Origin of the sequence: Bacteroides sp. 44_46, assembly GCF_001915465.1 — a bacterium.
GTDB lineage: Bacteria > Bacteroidota > Bacteroidia > Bacteroidales > Bacteroidaceae > Bacteroides > Bacteroides clarus.
This window is the reverse complement of record NZ_MNQO01000007.1, coordinates 61,979-79,577: the sequence shown is the minus strand read 5'-3', so window position 1 is coordinate 79,577 and position 17,599 is coordinate 61,979. Positions and strand designations below refer to the sequence as shown.

Here is a 17,599-nt window from a genome sequence, read left to right as displayed (position 1 = left end):
TTGGATTTCCATTTTTAAACAACCCTAACCAGTTAATTCAATGAGTGATTTAGAAAAAAAAGCACAGGAGGAGGCTACAAAGAAGCGTCCCTACAACCTGCGCGAAAAAAAAGAAAAGAAGGCCGCCTACCGTTCCTTGATACGCCCGGAACTGGCAGACGAGCTGTATGACAGGATACTGAATATCATTGTCGTGCAGAAGAAGTACAGAGACCCCAATTATTCTGCAAAAGATTTGGCAAAAGAGTTACAAACCAATACCCGCTATTTGTCGGCGGTTGTAAACTCTCGCTTTGGCATGAACTACTCATGTTTGTTGAATGAATACAGAGTGAAAGATGCTTTGCATTTATTGACAGATAAGAGATATGCTGACAAAAATGTAGAAGAAATCAGCACGATGGTTGGTTTCGCTAATCGTCAGTCTTTTTATGCTGCGTTTTACAAGAATGTAGGAGAAACTCCTAACGGTTATCGTAAGAAAAATGCAGTGAAAAGCAAATAATGCAGTGAAGCTGAATTTATAAAAGGAAATATTCTGAGACGTTTGCTCCGGAATACTTCCTTTTGTCATTTTAATACTAACTATTTCTTCCCGACACACATGAAAAAACAACTAATTACCGCGGTGGCCGCCATGTCTTTGCTGACAGCTTGCGGCGGAGCACCGAAAACGACTGCCGAGGCAGAAAAATTTGATTACACAGTGGAACAGTTTGTAGACTTACAGATTTTACGCTACCGCGTACCGGAATTTGAGAGCTTGTCTCTCAAACAGAAAGAATTAGTTTATTACCTCACGGAAGCCGCTTTGCAGGGACGTGACATCTTGTTTGACCAGAACGGGAAGTATAACCTCAGGATCCGCCGGATGCTGGAAGCTGTCTATACGGGCTATACCGGTGACAAGACTGCGGCAGATTTCAAGGCCATGGAAGTGTATCTGAAACGGGTATGGTTCTCCAACGGTATTCATCATCATTATGGCAGCGAGAAGTTTGTGCCGGGCTTTACTCCCGAATTCTTCAAACAAGCCCTTTTGAGCGTAGATGCATCCACGCTTCCGCTGGCGGAAGGACAGACGGTGGAACAACTTTATGAAGAAATCGCTCCCGTTATCTTCGACCCTCAGGTAATGCCGAAGCGTGTGAACCAGGCTGCCGGTGAGGATTTGGTGCTGACTTCGGCATGTAATTATTATGACGGAGTGACGCAGAAGGAAGCCGAGGCTTTTTACAACGCGATGAAAGATCCTAAAGATGAAACACCGGTTTCTTACGGATTGAACAGCCGCCTGGTGAAAGAGAACGGCAAGATTCAGGAGAAAGTGTGGAAAGTGGGGGGCTTGTACGGTCAGGCCATCGAAAAGATAGTATATTGGTTGAAGAAAGCGGAAGGCGTTGCCGAGAATCCTGAACAGAAAGCGGTTATAGCCAAACTGATAGAGTTCTATGAAACAGGAGACCTGAATACCTTTGACGATTATGCCATCCTTTGGGTGAAAGACTTGGATTCCCGCATCGATTTCGTAAACGGATTTACCGAAAGCTACGGAGACCCGTTGGGGATGAAGGCAAGTTGGGAGTCTTTGGTGAATTTCAAGGATTTGGAAGCTACCCGTCGTACGGAGATTATCAGTAGTAATGCGCAATGGTTCGAAGACCATTCTCCGGTGGAAAAGCAGTTCAAGAAAGAAAAAGTGAAAGGTGTTTCCGCCAAGGTTATCACCGCCGCTATTCTGGCGGGCGACCTTTATCCGGCAACGGCTATCGGCATCAACCTGCCCAATGCCAACTGGATTCGTAGCCATCATGGTTCCAAATCCGTCACGATTGGTAATATTACGGATGCCTACAATAAGGCGGCTCATGGCAACGGCTTCAATGAAGAGTTTGTGTATAGCGATGCCGAGTTGCAGCTGATAGATAAATATGCCGATACCACCGATGAACTGCATACCGACCTGCACGAATGTTTGGGACATGGTTCAGGTAAGCTGCTTCCGGGTGTAGACCCCGACGCGTTGAAAGCTTACGGCTCGACTATTGAGGAGGCGCGTGCCGACTTGTTCGGACTTTATTATGTGGCCGATCCGAAATTGGTTGAACTGGGATTGACTCCGAATGCGGATGCTTATAAGGCTCAGTATTATACTTACCTGATGAACGGGTTGATGACGCAGCTCGTGCGTATCGAACCGGGTAATAATGTGGAAGAGGCTCACATGCGTAACCGTCAGCTCATCGCCCGTTGGGTATATGAAAAGGGCGCTGCCGATAAAGTGGTGGAGTTGGTGAAGAAAGACGGAAAGACTTATGTCGTAATTAACGATTACGGAAAAATACGCGAACTGTTTGGCGAGTTACTTGCCGAAATACAGCGTATCAAGTCTACGGGTGACTATGAAGCAGCCCATAAGCTGGTAGAGGCTTATGCCGTAAAGGTAGACCCTGAACTGCATGCGGAAGTATTGGAACGCTATAAGAAGCTGAACCTGGCTCCGTATAAAGGCTTTATCAATCCGAAGTATGAGGCTGTGACGGATGCTGATGGCAATATAACCGATGTGACAGTGACTTATGATGAGGGTTATGCCGAACAGATGCTGCGTTATGGCAAGGATTATTCGGTATTGCCTTCGGTAAACAATTAAATGGATACAGAGACGCAGAGGCTAAGAGGTGCAAAGATACAGAGGCTCCGAATTTTTCGGTCTAAAGCCTGAAAGGCTTGGAACAATAGCCCGGGGTAACATCCCGGGTGTAAAAAAAGCCTCTGTCTTTTTACGCCCTGTAAGGGCAAGAGCCTTGCACGTGAATCTTTTGCCCTTGCAGGGTGTAATGCTAATCATATGCATCTTCCCGGGGTGGTTACCCCGGGCTTGAAGATAAAGGGCTTTAGCCTTACGTGATGAGCAGGATTCTCATTTTACAGAACTCTCATTTTATGGAACTAAAAGAACAACTCAAAGAAATAAAAACGCAGCTCCGTCTCTCCATGAACGGAGCTGTATCTCAAAGTATGCGGGAGAAGGGGTTGGTTTACAAACTCAACTTCGGCGTGGAACTGCCCCGTATCAAAAGTATTGCCGCCGCTTACGAAAAAGACCATGTCTTGGCGCAGGCTCTTTGGAAAGAGGATATCCGTGAATGTAAAATACTGGCGGGATTGCTCCAGCCGGTCGACAGTTTCTTGCCTGAGATTGCGGATATATGGGTGGAGAATATCCGGAACATCGAGATTGCGGAACTTACCTGTATGAACCTTTTTCAGCATCTTCCGTATGCTCCTGCCAAGTCTTTCCATTGGATTGCGGCTGAAGATGAATATACGCAGGTTTGCGGTTTTCTTACCATTGCCCGCCTGTTGATGAAAAAAGGGGATATGAATGAACGCGTGGAGAATGAGTTCCTTGACCAGGCAATATCAGCGTTCCTGTCGGGTTCTTACCATGTGCGTAATGCCGCGCTGACCGCCATCCGCCGCTTTATGCAACACAGTGAAGAAAACGCTTTTCAAGTTTGCCGGAGAGTAGAGGGCATGAAAGAGTCTTCTTCCCAACCCGAGCAACTTCTTTATACCCTGGTAAGGGAAGAGGTGGAAATGTGATAGGGTGATAAGGTATTCACCTTGTCACTTTCTTTCCCTACTTTACTATTCTCGTTATTAATTTTTCTTTTTTTGTTTGCTTTCCGCAAAAAAGGCTTAACTTTGTTGGCTGTTAAAAAACTGCGCCTTTAAATGGAAAGTCAGAACGTGAAAGATACGGTTAGGCAGATATTCACCGAATATCTCAATACGAACGGGCATCGCAAGACTCCCGAACGCTATGCCATACTCGAGACTATTTATTCCATAGACGGCCATTTCGACATCGATACGCTTTATTCGCTAATGGCGGACCAGGAAAACTTCAGGGTCAGCCGCGCGACACTTTACAATACGATTATATTACTTATCAATGCCCGTCTGGTTATCAAACATCAGTTCGGGAACTCTTCCCAATACGAAAAAAGCTATAACCGTGATACGCATCACCACCAAATCTGTACGCAGTGCGGTAAGGTTGTCGAGTTCCAGAATGAGGAATTGCAGCAGGCTATCGAGAATACAAAGCTGAGTCGTTTTAACTTGACGCATTACTCGTTGTATATGTACGGACTGTGCAGCAAGTGCGACCGTGCGAACAAAAGAAAGAAGAAAAATAATAACCATAAGAAAGAGAAATGAAAGTAGACATTCTATTAGGATTACAATGGGGCGACGAAGGCAAAGGCAAAGTCGTTGATGTATTAACTCCGAGATACGATGTGGTGGCACGTTTTCAAGGTGGCCCGAACGCCGGTCATACATTGGAGTTTGAAGGTCAGAAATATGTGCTCCGTTCCATTCCTTCGGGAATTTTTCAAGGTGATAAAGTAAATATCATCGGTAATGGCGTGGTGCTCGACCCGGCGCTGTTTAAAGCGGAAGCGGAAGCATTGGAGGCATCCGGCCACAATTTGAAGGAACGCTTGCATATTTCTAAAAAGGCGCATCTCATCCTGCCTACGCACCGCATTCTGGACGCTGCTTACGAGGCTGCGAAGGGAGATGCCAAAGTGGGTACTACCGGTAAGGGTATCGGTCCGACGTATACGGATAAAGTAAGCCGCAACGGTGTGCGTGTAGGTGATATTCTGCATGATTTTGATAAGAAATATGCTGCCGCCAAAGCTCGTCATGAACAAATTCTGAAAAGTCTGAACTATGAATATGATTTGACCGAATTGGAAAAGGCATGGCTTGAGGGTATCGACTACCTGAAACAGTTTAAGTTTGTGGATAGCGAACACGAAATAAACGGTTTGTTGTCAGACGGCAAGTCTGTTTTGTGCGAAGGCGCGCAAGGTACGATGCTGGATGTCGATTTCGGTTCTTATCCGTTCGTGACTTCTTCCAATACAATCTGTGCAGGCGCTTGTACGGGTCTGGGTATAGCTCCTAATAAGATTGGTGAAGTATACGGTATCTTCAAAGCATACTGTACGCGTGTGGGTGCAGGTCCGTTCCCTACGGAACTGTTCGATAAGACGGGTGACCAGATTTGTACGTTGGGACACGAGTTCGGTTCGGTAACAGGACGCAAGCGTCGTTGCGGCTGGATTGACCTGGTGGCTTTGAAATATGCCATCATGGTGGACGGTGTTACTAAGCTTATCATGATGAAGAGCGATGTGCTTGATACTTTTGAAACAATCAAGGCGTGTGTGGCATATAAGGTGAACGGTGAGGAAATCGATTACTTCCCGTTCGATATCGAAGGTGTTGAACCGGTATATGTAGAATTGCCCGGTTGGCAGACGGATATGACAAAGATGCAGAATGAAGATGAATTCCCCGAGGAGTTCAATGCATATCTGTCTTTCTTGGAAGAACAACTCGGTGTGCCTGTGAAGATTGTATCTGTGGGTCCTGACCGCGGGCAAACCATTGAGCGCTATACGGAAGAATAATAGATTTTAGCTAATTCTTCCTAAAAGATAAGGGAAACTGTGAGATTGCTCACGGTTTCCCTTTATTTTTGGCAAACAATTTGTTATATAAATAGAAACGACACATTATTCACTTATTTTTAAAAGAAGAAGATTATGACAACTGGAATGATAGGTATGCAATGGATTATCTTTATCGGTATAGCCGTGGTCAGCTGGCTGGTACAGATGAATCTGCAAAGTAAATTCAAGAAATATTCTAAAATCCCTACCGGTAACGGAATGACGGGAGCCGATGTGGCTTTGAAGATGCTGCACGATAATGGAATCTATGATGTTACCGTTACTCATACTCCGGGACATCTGACAGACCACTACAACCCCGCCAATAAGACCGTGAACCTGAGTGAGGATGTTTATAGCGGCAGCAGTATTATGGCGGCAGCCGTTGCCGCCCATGAGTGCGGACACGCCGTGCAGCATGCACGTGCTTATGCCCCGTTGACAATGCGCAGCAAGTTGGTGCCTGTGGTATCATTTGCTTCCAATATCATGACATGGGTATTGCTGGGCGGTATTCTGATGTTGAATACTTTCCCGCAATTGTTGCTGGCCGGTATCATCCTTTTTGCCATGACTACCTTGTTCAGCTTTATTACGCTTCCGGTGGAAATTAATGCAAGTAAGCGTGCGTTGGTATGGTTGAGCAGTTCCGGTATTACGAATGCCCGCAATCATACACAGGCTGAAGATGCGCTTCGTTCGGCTGCTTATACTTATGTGGTAGCCGCGCTTGGTTCATTGGCAACTCTTGTTTACTATATTATGATATTCCTGGGACGTAGAGAATAAGAGCATTCTGTTCCGCAGAAATAGAAAAATGCTTTCTTCATGCTAAATGGAGAAAGCATTTTTTTTCTTAATCAATAAAATACCGTAACTTTGTCGTCTGATTTTATAAATGATTGATACGATTATGGCAGCAAAACCAAGTATTCCAAAAGGAACCCGCGACTTTTCGCCTGTGGAAATGGCGAAACGTAACTATATATTCAATACGATTCGTGATGTTTATCATCTTTATGGTTTCCAGCAGATAGAAACTCCTTCCATGGAAATGCTTTCCACTTTGATGGGGAAGTATGGTGAAGAAGGCGATAAGCTGTTGTTCAAGATACAGAATTCCGGTGATTATTTTTCAGGCCTGACGGACGAAGAACTGCTGAGCCGCAACGCTCCGCGACTGGCCTGCAAGTTTTGTGAAAAAGGTTTGCGCTATGACCTTACCGTACCTTTCGCCCGTTATGTCGTGATGCACAGGGATGAAATAACTTTCCCTTTCAAGCGTTATCAGATTCAACCGGTGTGGCGTGCAGACCGCCCGCAGAAGGGACGTTATCGCGAGTTCTATCAGTGTGATGCCGATGTAGTGGGTAGCGACTCTTTGTTGAACGAGGTAGAGCTGATGCAGATTGTCGATACCGTATTTACACGTTTCGGTATTCGTGTCTGTATTAAAATCAACAACCGCAAGATTTTGAGCGGCATTGCCGAGATTATCGGTGAGGCCGACAAGATAGTGGATATTACCGTAGCTATTGATAAACTGGACAAAATAGGATTGGACAATGTCAATGCAGAATTGAAGGAGAAAGGCATCGGTGATGAGGCTATTGCCAAATTGCAGCCCATCATCTTGTTGAGCGGCAGCAATGAAGAAAAACTTGCTACTTTGAAACAGGTATTGTCTGCCAGCGAAACCGGATTGAGAGGTGTGGAAGAGAGCGAATTTATCTTGAAGACGTTGTCAACGCTCGGACTGAAGAATGAAATCGAGCTTGACCTGACTTTGGCTCGTGGCTTGAATTATTATACGGGCGCTATTTTTGAAGTAAAGGCGCTGGATGTACAAATCGGAAGTATTACCGGTGGCGGTCGCTATGACAACTTGACCGGAGTATTCGGTATGGCAGGTGTTTCGGGAGTAGGCATTTCGTTCGGTGCAGACCGTATATTCGATGTGTTGAATCAACTTGAACTCTATCCGAAAGAAGCGGTGAACGGTACGCAACTTCTGTTTATCAACTTTGGCGAGAAAGAGGCGGCTTTCTCTATGAATGTACTTGCCCAAGTACGCGCGGCAGGTATCCGTGCCGAAATCTTCCCCGATTCCAGTAAGATGAAGAAACAGATGAGTTATGCCAATTCAAAGATGATACCGTTTGTTGCTTTGGTTGGAGAAAATGAAATGAACGAAGGCAAAGTAACCCTGAAGAATATGGAAACCGGCGAACAGAAGTCGGTTACTCCCGAAGAATTGGTAAGCGAACTGAGTTAATAAAAACTGAAATACTATTAAAAAGGAGCGCATTTGTGCTCCTTTTTTTGTATATTTGTAAAGAAGGTGTTGCAGAAATGTAATATCGGGCTTTTACCTTTGCAGTGACAATAAAATAGGAGGTTTGTATGGTTTCCGTTCAATTTAAACAAGAAAAGCACAATGCTCTCGTCAGTTTTTTGATGATTGTCATAGCGGTGTTGTTTTTGCTTTATATGGGAAGTTCGCTGGTGCACTCTACCAGGACTTTTTGGGAAAACTATTCCATTGAGAATTTATTGGAATGATACTTCATCGATAAGTCTTATAGGAAGTTAACTTGATTGTACCGATGATGTTAACCAAGTGCGATGTGACAAGTTAACATCATGATATGTATGATGTTAATATCGTATGGGTTATGATATTAACTTATAGTTTTGTTGAGACGTTATTACCTTTTTGCGGTATTTACCCATATTGAGAGTAAATAAAGGCAGCTAATCCCATTGCGGTTGGTTGTCTTTTTGTATATTTGTGAATTAATGTCTCAAAATTTCAGCACGAACGGAGTTTGTTAACCATATCATAAATTAAAAAACAACCAAAATCATGAATCAAGATTTCTCAATGCATGCCAATCCGTTGGTGGCTAAACTTCAAAAGCCGGCTTCCGAATTTACAAAAGCCGACATAGTATCTTATATAAAGGAGAATGAAATCACAATGGTGAACTTCATGTATCCTGCTGCCGACGGACGGCTGAAAACTCTGAATTTTGTTATTAATGATGCCGCTTATCTCGATGCGATACTTACGTGCGGGGAACGTGTAGACGGTTCCAGTTTGTTTCCTTTCATTGAAGCAGGCAGCAGTGATTTATATGTGGTACCCCGTTTCTGTACGGCGTTTGCGGATCCTTTTGCCGAGCAACCTACGCTTTCCATGCTTTGTTCGTTCTTCAATAAAGACGGCGAGCCGTTGGAGAGCTCACCGGAACATACCTTGCGCAAGGCTTGCCGGGCATTTACGGAAGTAACGGGCATGGAATTTCAGGCTATGGGTGAGTTGGAATATTATGTTATTTCGGAAGACAGCGGGATGTTCCCGGCTACCGACCAACGTGGTTATCACGAGTCGGCTCCTTATGCCAAATTCAACGAATTCCGTACCGAATGCATGGCTTATATCGCACAAGCCGGCGGACAGATTAAGTACGGGCATTCCGAAGTGGGTAATTTCACCCTTGACGGTAAGATATACGAGCAGAACGAAATCGAATTTCTGCCGGTACGTGCCGATCAGGCGGCCGATCAACTGATGATTGCGAAATGGATTATCCGTAACCTTGCTTATCAATATGGATTCGATCTTACTTTTGCTCCGAAAATAACGGCCGGAAAGGCCGGTTCCGGATTACATATCCACATGCGTATCATGAAAGACGGAAAGAACCAGATGTTGGAAGACGGCGTACTTTCCGAAACGGCTCGCAAGGCTATTGCAGGCATGATGGAATTGGCTCCTTCCATTACTGCATTCGGTAATACGAACCCTACTTCCTATTTCCGTCTTGTACCTCATCAGGAAGCGCCTACCAATATTTGCTGGGGCGACCGCAACCGTTCCGTATTGGTGCGTGTCCCATTGGGCTGGTCGGCTAAGACTGATATGTGCATGCTTGCCAATCCGCTGGAAGCGCCGAGTAATTATGATACCACCCAAAAACAGACGGTGGAGATGCGTTCACCGGACGGCTCAGCCGATTTGTATCAACTGATTGCAGGCTTGGCGGTAGCTTGCCGTCGCGGTTTTGAAATGCCGGATGCTTTGGAAGTTGCGGATAGGACTTATGTGAATGTAAATATACACAAGAAAGAAAATGAAGATAAACTGAAGCAACTGGCTCAGTTACCCGATAGTTGCGCCGCTTCTGCCGACTGTCTGGAAAAACAGCGTGCGGCTTTCGAGAAATACAATGTTTTCAGTCCTGCCATGATTGATGGAATCATTACTAAGTTACGCTCTTATGAGGACAAGACTTTGCGTAGTGAAGTTCAGAATAGTCCGGAAGAGATGCTGAAGCTGGTGGAGAAATATTTCCATTGCGGATAATGGATAAAATGGCTGAATGATTGATTATAATTATAGGGGTAGTAACTCGGAACAACCGCTATTTCCGCTTTACTATCCCTACATATCCCAGTAAAATAACATTCATCATCAATGCGTAAATAATGGCTGGTATGGCTATTATGCCGTTATTGAAAACAAAAGGGCTGCTTGCTACGGCAATAGCTTGGGCAGCATTCTGCATGCCTATTTCGATGATGAGGGTGCGTTGTTCTTTTTGGTTCAGGCGCATGGATTTAGACAGTAAAACGCCGCCACCCATTGCAAGCAAAATGAGCGCCGAGATGCACAATCCCAATTTACCGAATTGGGTAATGATAGTGGCGTGATGTTGTATGAAGAAAATCGTAGCCAGCAGGATTAATGCGGGAAAGGCGGTTTTAGAAAGAACTTTATGAATGCTTTCGGCTTTTTGCGGACAATATCTTTTTACCAAAACACCTGTAATAATAGGGAGAAGCATCAACAGAAGGTTTTGCACGATGAGGCTTCCGACCGGTAAGTTTATATCGATATTCAGATGGTTTCCGATGAGGTGAGTGGAAAATTCCATGACGACGGGAATTGTAAACAGCGTAATAATGCTGCTGAGCGCAGTCAGCGATACGGATAAGGCTACATCTCCTTTAGCTATCATTGAAAATATATTGGATGAGCTTCCGCCGGGAGAACAGGCAATCAGCATAATTCCTATGAAGAATAAAGGTTCCAACCGGAATGCGTATCCCAACATGAATGCCAGTACCGGTAAGAACAGTATTTGCCCTATCAGTCCGGCGATGATGGGGCGGGGACGTTGGCGGAACAGCTTAAAGTCTTCTATGCGTAATGTAAGCCCCAATTCGAACATTAATAGTGTCAGAATGGGCAGGACAATCCATATTGCGTTCATAAGGAATTATTTCTTTTTGAGGCTGCAAATATAGCAATTCCTGCTTTATTCTTTGCCATTTTGTCAGCCTTAATCTGCCAAACGAACAGCTTTGCCTTTTGGCACGGTTTTCGTAAGTCCTTTATCGCTTATATAAAGCAATATTACTATTATAATAAATGTATAACATATAAAACAAAAGAACTATGAACATTAAACCATTAGCAGACAGAGTGCTGATACTCCCTGCACCTGCAGAAGAAAAGACAATTGGCGGTATCATTATTCCTGATACGGCAAAAGAAAAACCTTTGAAAGGTGAAGTTATAGCAGTAGGCAACGGAACAAAGGACGAAGAAATGGTGTTGAAGGTTGGTGATACAGTGCTGTATGGCAAGTATGCCGGTACGGAACTGGAAGTTGAAGGAACCAAATACCTCATCATGCGTCAAAGTGACGTACTCGCTGTATTGGGATAATAAATTTATAAAATAGTAAACCTGAAAAAAGTAAAGACATTATGGCAAAAGAAATATTATTCAATATCGATGCCCGTGACCAATTAAAGAAAGGTATCGATACACTGGCAAATGCGGTAAAAGTAACTCTCGGCCCCAAAGGTCGTAATGTAATCATCGAAAAGAAATTCGGTGCTCCCCACATCACAAAAGACGGTGTAACGGTTGCCAAAGAAGTGGAATTGGCTGATGCTTATCAGAATACCGGTGCGCAATTGGTTAAGGAAGTCGCTTCTAAGACAGGTGATGACGCAGGTGACGGTACGACTACTGCTACTGTGTTGGCTCAGGCCATTGTAGCCGAAGGCTTGAAGAACGTAACTGCCGGTGCAAGCCCGATGGATATTAAACGCGGTATCGACAAGGCTGTTGCCAAAGTGGTAGAATCTATCAAGAGTCAGTCAGAGAAAGTCGGTGACAACTATGATAAAATCGAACAAGTCGCTTCTGTATCTGCCAACAATGACCCGGTTATCGGTAAATTGATCGCAGATGCTATGCGCAAGGTTTCTAAAGATGGTGTTATCACTATCGAAGAGGCTAAGGGTACGGATACTACTATCGGTGTAGTAGAAGGTATGCAGTTCGATCGCGGTTATCTTTCTGCTTATTTCGTTACCAATACTGAAAAGATGGAATGCGAAATGGAAAAACCGTACATCCTGATTTATGATAAGAAGATTTCTAACCTGAAAGATTTCTTACCTATCCTTGAACCTGCTGTACAAACTGGCCGTCCGCTGTTGGTAATTGCAGAAGATGTAGATAGCGAAGCGTTGACTACACTGGTTGTTAACCGTCTGCGTTCTCAGTTGAAGATATGCGCCGTGAAGGCTCCGGGCTTCGGTGACCGTCGCAAGGAAATGTTGGAAGACATTGCCGTATTGACGGGTGGTGTTGTAATCAGCGAAGAAAAAGGTTTGAAGCTGGAACAGGCTACTATCGAAATGTTGGGTACTGCCGACAAGGTGACTGTTTCTAAAGATAATACGACTATCGTAAACGGTGCCGGTGCAAAAGAAAACATCCAAGAACGTTGTGAGCAGATCAAAGCTCAGATTGCCTCTACTAAGTCAGACTATGACAAAGAAAAATTGCAGGAACGTCTGGCTAAGTTGTCTGGCGGTGTAGCTGTTCTTTACGTAGGCGCTGCTTCCGAAGTGGAAATGAAAGAGAAGAAAGACCGTGTAGATGATGCTCTTCGTGCTACTCGTGCCGCTATCGAAGAAGGTATCGTTGCCGGTGGCGGTGTAGCTTATATCCGTGCTTTGGACGCTTTGGAAGGTCTGCAAGGAGATAATGCTGACGAAACAACAGGTATCGACATCATCAAGCGTGCTATCGAAGAGCCTTTGCGTCAGATTGTTGCCAATGCAGGTAAGGAAGGCGCCGTTGTGGTACAGAAAGTTCGCGAGGGTAAAGCTGACTTCGGTTACAATGCACGTACAGATGTTTACGAAAACCTGCATGCTGCCGGTGTGGTAGACCCCGCTAAGGTAACTCGTGTAGCTCTTGAAAACGCAGCTTCTATCGCAGGTATGTTCCTGACCACCGAATGTGTAATCGTTGAAAAGAAAGAAGATAAGCCTGAAATGCCGATGGGCGCTCCCGGAATGGGCGGTATGGGCGGAATGATGTAATATCGTTTTCCCTTGATTTCTTAATCATATAGATTGACCGTGATGTCTTTTTGATAGACATTGCGGTCTTTTTTTACCCGCTTGTTTTTACTTATATCGACAAAAAACGTGTAAAATTACGAAACTGTTACAAAAGTGATTAATTTCCATATCTTTTGTTTGTTTTCTGTGTTGTTTTAATTGAAAATAATATCTTTATACCCGATAAAGATAACCCAACAACAAACTATTAACCTCTTTAATTGAAAAAGTAAAATGAACAAAAGTGAAATTGGACTGAATGCCGGTAGAGTTTGGCAGCTGTTAAGTGATTACGCTAAATGGAGTTATGGCGCGCTGAAAAGAAAGTCCGGATTGAAAGACAAGGAATTGGGGGCGGCTATCGGTTGGCTTGCCCGTGAAGACAAGATTGTACTTTCCCAAGAAGAAGATGAGCTCTACATTTCATTGGGAGTAAACGTGTATATCGGATAAATAGAAAGCCGATTGAATCAAGCTTTTTTGAGGTGCGGTTTCGCAAAACGGAAAGATTACCGTGGATTGTGAAATCTGCACCTCTTTGTTTTTTCATGTTGGGGAAATATTGTTTCCTTTGCATATTCTTTTAATACTGATAATAGAAACGGCTATGAGAAGTTTTGCTTCAGATAATAATTCGGGTGTGCATCCTTTGGTGATGGAAGCCTTGAACCAGGCTAATCAAGACCACGCAGTAGGTTATGGTGATGATGCCTGGACAGAAGAAGCTGTTCGGAAAATCAGAGAGGCCTTTACTCCCGATTGCGAACCGCTGTTTGTATTCAATGGAACCGGTAGTAATGCTGTTGCCCTGCAGTTGTGTACACGTTCCTATAATTCGATTATATGTGCGGAAACTGCGCATATTTATGTAGACGAGTGTGGTTCTCCGGCCCGCATGACAGGCTGTCAGATACGTCCGGTCGCCACTCCCGACGGAAAGCTGACTCCGGAGTTGGTACGTCCTTATCTTTGTCATTTTGGCGAGCAGCATCATTCGCAGCCGGGAGCTTTCTATATCTCACAATGTACGGAACTGGGTACTGTCTATCAACCCGATGAGATCCGTGCGTTAACGGAGTTGGCGCATCGGTACGGTATGTACGTTCATATGGATGGCGCTCGTTTGGCAAATGCGTGTGCGGCTCTTAATCTTAGCTTTAAGGAACTGACGGTGGATTGTGGTATCGATATTCTGAGCTTTGGTGGAACGAAGAACGGGCTGATGCTTGGAGAAAGCGTAATTATCTTCAATCCGGCTTTGAAGAAAGAAGCTTATTTTGTACGTAAGCAGTCGGCGCAGCTTGCATCGAAACTCCGTTATTTGTCTTGCCAGTTTACTGCTTACCTGACCGATGACCTTTGGCTGAAGAATGCTTCACATGCCAATCGAATGGCGGAGCTTTTATATACCGGATTGAAAGAGTTGCCTGAAGTGCGTTTTACGCAGAAAATGGAAAGTAACCAATTGTTTTTGACAATGCCTCGTTCGGTAATTGATAGTTTGTTGAAGGACTATTTTTTCTATTTCTGGAATGAAGAAGAGAATGAGATACGTTTCGTCACTTCTTTTGATACTACGGAACAGGATATAGAAGAATTGTTGCGAGCCATTAGAAGTTATTGCCATTAACCGGTATTCATTTTTTGTCATGTAAAAAGCCCCTGAGCCTTCTCAGGCAAGGGGCTTGACTTGAAACTTTCTCTCTCTTGGGGGCGAGGAGAAAGTTTGCTGAAAACAATGCGATTAGACTTTACCTTAAATACCTTTGTTTGATAACCTTTTAACTAACCTTTTTTTATAATGTTGAATCTGTTTTAGTGCCAATTGCCTCGAGTACAGGCGCAAAAGTATAACCTTTACGTTTCAGCGTTTTTATCAGTTTATCCAAATAACCATTGTAGAATTTATCGGTACGACGGTCGTCTGTTCCGAAATGTATCAGCATTAAATGTCCGTTCAGCCCTTCTTTCTTTTCTACTTCCATTATTTTGTTGTAGATGAATTTGCTGCTCCGGTACTTCTGCCCCATGTCCGGGGTAGTATAATCTGCATTACTCATAGTACCGGGAGTATAGTTAATAACCTGTATTCCCATGCTTTTTGCCCAAGCGGCTATTTCCTTGTTGTAATATTCATAAGGCGGGATATATATAGGGGCATCTTTATATTCGATACCTGCCTTACGCATGGTTTCATAGCTTTGCATCATATCTTTTTCAAATTCCTCACGGGTCACCAATAGGGAATCTCGCTTTTCCCAGGGCATATAGAGCAAATGTCCGTAACTATGGCTGCCCACCAGATGCCCTTCGTTGAGCAGGCGTTTTACAACTTCGGGGTAAAGCTTGTAAAATTCACCGGTAAAGAAGAAACCGCCTTTGATGCCGTGCCTTTTCAAAGTGCTGATAATGGCGTCGGCGCCGTCTGCCTTGTCGGCTGCTGTGAATACGAGGCTGATTTGTTTTTTAGAGGGGTCGGTACGCACGATACCGCCATTGACGTATACATTCTTGTCTGCCGATATATTGGCCTGCTTCATTCCTTCTTTCTGCATGGCGGAGAGATAATAGGTGAGGCAGGCGGTTCCGTCCATGGTAGGTTCGTTGGTGGAATAATCATGGATTGCATCGTGATATACCATCAAGTCCGGTTGAAAGCGTTCGTAATCTTGGCCGGGCGTACCGGGAATGCCGGTCATGTTAACTCCACGTAGGCTTTCGAATATACTGCGGTATACAGGGCCGTCTACCAGTCCGCCTGTCGTATTGCCTACGCCTGCATTGAGCAGAGAAGAGTGGGGCTGTGAAGGATAATCACCGTAAAGCGGTAATTCTACAATCATACTTGTTCCCCACGGATTACACCCGAAAAGCCAGTCGCGGAGAGCGGCTTCCATTTCGGCATAAGTCTCGTCACCGGTTGTCTCACGATACAGACGGCATTGTGTCAACATGGCGGTAGTCAGATTGTTGGAACACCAAATGTAGGGAATGCCGTGCAGGAAAGGGTTCTCAACAGCTTTTTCGTATGTACGCTCAATGCCGGTACGCATATTGCGGGTGAATTCTTTGCTGATACGCTGATTATCCACGGTAGCCAGATGGTAGTGTCCCATATTCATAAACGGATACCATTGATAATGGCGGGCGCTGTCGGCGCCCATCCACGGAGTGACAGGCTCGCGGCGTCCGTATTCGAGGGCTTGCGACAGATATTTGGGATTACCGGTAGCTTTGTATAGCTCCATGGCTCCGAGTTCCATGTCGTCTACCCAGTTGTCTTCTTCGTAGATGTAGGGTGATTTTACGGAAGCGGTCTGACATGCTCCGGGCTTCTTTACGCCTTCTTGATAAGCAGCGTCGGCTTTTCCACCGATTTCGGCGGCAAATTCAGGATAGAAGTCTTTCAGTATCTTGGCTCCCAGGGCAAAGCAAGAAGCAAATTTACCGGCTGTGCTGGCTACGCCTGTGGTGGCATTTATAAATTGTCCGCGCACTTGAGGCTCGCCGCTGCAGAAATAAACAGGACGGCCTTTGCCCGGTCCGTATCCATAGTCTACCTCGTCTTTATTGGGTAGGCGCATACCGGCATGGTCGCGGTCGTCGGCTATTTGGTTGTACAGTTCACCCGGAGCAGGATTCATGCGATTCAGCCAGTCCAGCCCCCATTTTATCTCGTCCACTATATCGGGGATACCATTTGCACCTGGCAGTCCGTCTGCATCGTAAGCGTCGCCAAATGCTTCGGGGTTTTCCTGATAAGCAAACATCATTTGGTATATGGCGTTGGCAGAGGTTGTAGTATATTGCAGATAATCGGTTGCGTCATGCCAGCCGCCGCGGACATCAATGTGTTGTCCGGTTTTTGTGGGATGGTACACTATATAACCGTCGTGCACGTGGCAACTGTCTTTTAGGAACGGATTGTAACCGCAGCGTTGTTGGCGCATGTAGTTCAGCAGGAAGTCGGCCGTACCGTTATATACTTGCGCATTGATAGGAAAGCGTGGAGAAACGGCTTTTCCCGCTTTCAGATAGTAGGTACCCGGTTCTTGAAAACTGCTGAAATCCAATCGGTAGGTACTGTTCATGCCACCTAATTTTCCGGTAGCTTTGGGTGAAGTAAAAGTACGTACTGTCTTTCCGGTAAAAGCGTCAACCAATGCGTATTCTTTTACGTCGGTATCTGCTTCACTCATAAATACCGCTACTTTAATAGATTGTGGCAGATAGCCAAGTTGGTTAATCCTGATCCACTCGTCTGCCTTGCACGGAAGTGCGGCAATTGCAAAAATTAGTGTTAAGAGCCAATAATAAGTTTTCATAAGGGGTTTTATTTTATTTAAGGTTGGGGGAATTGTGTAAAAACAGATTTTATCCCAATACAAATAAAGTGGTTTCTATCAATTTTAGGAAGATTTAGAATAAATAATTAGATGATATTATGTGTCATTTACAAAATTTTAGAATAAATGAAGTGTGAAGGGAGTAGGTAAGCAATAATAAATTATTGTTTATCATTTACTTATATGTGCGTGAAATTATTTTTAATTTTCGTTTACGCATTTTAGTTTCTGAAAAACAATGTTGGTGTGTTATTTGTTCTATCCATTTTAGAATACAAA

General features: G+C 44.5%; 14 protein-coding genes. 12 read left to right on the top strand and 2 right to left on the bottom strand.

From position 1 onward, the window contains the following. The first annotated feature begins 40 nt into the window (after positions 1-40). The 8 genes from BHV73_RS03800 (at position 41) to BHV73_RS03765 (ending at position 9,906) form a co-directional block, all read left to right on the top strand. Positions 41-505 carry a helix-turn-helix domain-containing protein gene (locus tag BHV73_RS03800; protein ID WP_009121250.1) on the top strand — a complete coding sequence of 155 codons (465 nt, stop codon included), beginning with the start codon at positions 41-43 and terminating at the stop codon, positions 503-505. Positions 506-604: 99 nt separating this feature from the next. Beyond that, positions 605-2,653, top strand: a complete 2,049-nt coding sequence (locus BHV73_RS03795) for a dipeptidyl-peptidase 3 family protein (RefSeq protein ID WP_286736742.1) — start codon at positions 605-607, stop codon at positions 2,651-2,653. 293 nt (positions 2,654-2,946) lie between these two features. Next, positions 2,947-3,609, top strand: a complete 663-nt coding sequence (locus tag BHV73_RS03790; protein ID WP_087413302.1) for a DNA alkylation repair protein — start codon at positions 2,947-2,949, stop codon at positions 3,607-3,609. Between the two features lie 132 nt (positions 3,610-3,741). Further along, positions 3,742-4,230 (top strand): Fur family transcriptional regulator, encoded by a 489-nt coding sequence (locus tag BHV73_RS03785; RefSeq protein WP_009121253.1) that lies wholly within the window; start codon positions 3,742-3,744, stop codon positions 4,228-4,230. Then, positions 4,227-5,495 carry an adenylosuccinate synthase gene (locus tag BHV73_RS03780; RefSeq protein ID WP_087413303.1) on the top strand — a complete coding sequence of 423 codons (1,269 nt, stop codon included), beginning with the start codon at positions 4,227-4,229 and terminating at the stop codon, positions 5,493-5,495. The genes BHV73_RS03785 and BHV73_RS03780 overlap by 4 nt, the downstream gene beginning before the upstream one ends. Before the next feature lie 135 nt (positions 5,496-5,630). Further along, positions 5,631-6,326: a zinc metallopeptidase gene (locus tag BHV73_RS03775; RefSeq protein WP_009121255.1), complete on the top strand. Its 696-nt coding sequence runs from the start codon at positions 5,631-5,633 to the stop codon at positions 6,324-6,326. A 124-nt stretch (positions 6,327-6,450) separates the two neighbouring features. Further along, entirely contained in the window at positions 6,451-7,812 is a 1,362-nt protein-coding gene (gene hisS / locus BHV73_RS03770; RefSeq protein ID WP_022217752.1) for a histidine--tRNA ligase, read from the top strand. A gap of 591 nt (positions 7,813-8,403) precedes the next feature. Beyond that, entirely contained in the window at positions 8,404-9,906 is a 1,503-nt protein-coding gene (locus BHV73_RS03765; RefSeq protein WP_087413304.1) for a glutamine synthetase family protein, read from the top strand. Between the two features lie 58 nt (positions 9,907-9,964). Here the strand turns inward: BHV73_RS03765 and BHV73_RS03760 are convergent, their stop codons facing one another. Continuing rightward, complete coding sequence (locus BHV73_RS03760; protein WP_087413305.1) at positions 9,965-10,816, bottom strand: bile acid:sodium symporter family protein; 852 nt, start codon at positions 10,814-10,816, stop codon at positions 9,965-9,967. Between the two features lie 185 nt (positions 10,817-11,001). Here BHV73_RS03760 and BHV73_RS03755 point away from each other — a divergent pair, with 185 nt between their 5' ends. The 4 genes from BHV73_RS03755 to BHV73_RS03740 all read left to right on the top strand — a co-directional run bounded on the left by BHV73_RS03755 (position 11,002) and on the right by BHV73_RS03740 (position 14,604). Continuing rightward, positions 11,002-11,274, top strand: coding sequence for a co-chaperone GroES (locus tag BHV73_RS03755; protein ID WP_004290132.1), 273 nt, complete (start codon positions 11,002-11,004; stop codon positions 11,272-11,274). Between the two features lie 41 nt (positions 11,275-11,315). After that, the gene (gene groL, locus BHV73_RS03750; protein WP_009121260.1) at positions 11,316-12,953 is read left to right on the top strand and encodes a chaperonin GroEL; all 1,638 of its coding nucleotides are present in this window, start codon (positions 11,316-11,318) and stop codon (positions 12,951-12,953) included. Positions 12,954-13,208: 255 nt separating this feature from the next. Continuing rightward, positions 13,209-13,427 (top strand): winged helix-turn-helix domain-containing protein, encoded by a 219-nt coding sequence (locus BHV73_RS03745; protein WP_087413306.1) that lies wholly within the window; start codon positions 13,209-13,211, stop codon positions 13,425-13,427. A 154-nt stretch (positions 13,428-13,581) separates the two neighbouring features. Then, entirely contained in the window at positions 13,582-14,604 is a 1,023-nt protein-coding gene (locus tag BHV73_RS03740; protein WP_087413307.1) for a threonine aldolase family protein, read from the top strand. A 166-nt stretch (positions 14,605-14,770) separates the two neighbouring features. Here the strand turns inward: BHV73_RS03740 and BHV73_RS03735 are convergent, their stop codons facing one another. Further along, positions 14,771-17,299: a bifunctional glycoside hydrolase family 9 protein/polysaccharide deacetylase gene (locus tag BHV73_RS03735; protein WP_195621703.1), complete on the bottom strand. Its 2,529-nt coding sequence runs from the start codon at positions 17,297-17,299 to the stop codon at positions 14,771-14,773. Between the last annotated feature and the right edge of the window lie 300 nt (positions 17,300-17,599).

What these genes read in the sequence shown, in the direction of transcription:
- hisS (WP_022217752.1), top strand. Translation starts at nt 6,451, where the DNA reads ATGGCAGCAAAACCAAGTATTCCAAAAGGAACCCGCGACTTTTCGCCT.
- BHV73_RS03760 (WP_087413305.1), bottom strand. Translation starts at nt 10,816, where the DNA reads ATGAACGCAATATGGATTGTCCTGCCCATTCTGACACTATTAATGTTC.
- BHV73_RS03745 (WP_087413306.1), top strand. Translation starts at nt 13,209, where the DNA reads ATGAACAAAAGTGAAATTGGACTGAATGCCGGTAGAGTTTGGCAGCTG.
- BHV73_RS03735 (WP_195621703.1), bottom strand. Translation starts at nt 17,299, where the DNA reads ATGAAAACTTATTATTGGCTCTTAACACTAATTTTTGCAATTGCCGCA.
- BHV73_RS03795 (WP_286736742.1), top strand. Translation starts at nt 605, where the DNA reads ATGAAAAAACAACTAATTACCGCGGTGGCCGCCATGTCTTTGCTGACA.
- BHV73_RS03790 (WP_087413302.1), top strand. Translation starts at nt 2,947, where the DNA reads ATGGAACTAAAAGAACAACTCAAAGAAATAAAAACGCAGCTCCGTCTC.
- BHV73_RS03775 (WP_009121255.1), top strand. Translation starts at nt 5,631, where the DNA reads ATGACAACTGGAATGATAGGTATGCAATGGATTATCTTTATCGGTATA.
- BHV73_RS03800 (WP_009121250.1), top strand. Translation starts at nt 41, where the DNA reads ATGAGTGATTTAGAAAAAAAAGCACAGGAGGAGGCTACAAAGAAGCGT.
- BHV73_RS03755 (WP_004290132.1), top strand. Translation starts at nt 11,002, where the DNA reads ATGAACATTAAACCATTAGCAGACAGAGTGCTGATACTCCCTGCACCT.
- groL (WP_009121260.1), top strand. Translation starts at nt 11,316, where the DNA reads ATGGCAAAAGAAATATTATTCAATATCGATGCCCGTGACCAATTAAAG.
- BHV73_RS03740 (WP_087413307.1), top strand. Translation starts at nt 13,582, where the DNA reads ATGAGAAGTTTTGCTTCAGATAATAATTCGGGTGTGCATCCTTTGGTG.
- BHV73_RS03765 (WP_087413304.1), top strand. Translation starts at nt 8,404, where the DNA reads ATGAATCAAGATTTCTCAATGCATGCCAATCCGTTGGTGGCTAAACTT.
- BHV73_RS03785 (WP_009121253.1), top strand. Translation starts at nt 3,742, where the DNA reads ATGGAAAGTCAGAACGTGAAAGATACGGTTAGGCAGATATTCACCGAA.
- BHV73_RS03780 (WP_087413303.1), top strand. Translation starts at nt 4,227, where the DNA reads ATGAAAGTAGACATTCTATTAGGATTACAATGGGGCGACGAAGGCAAA.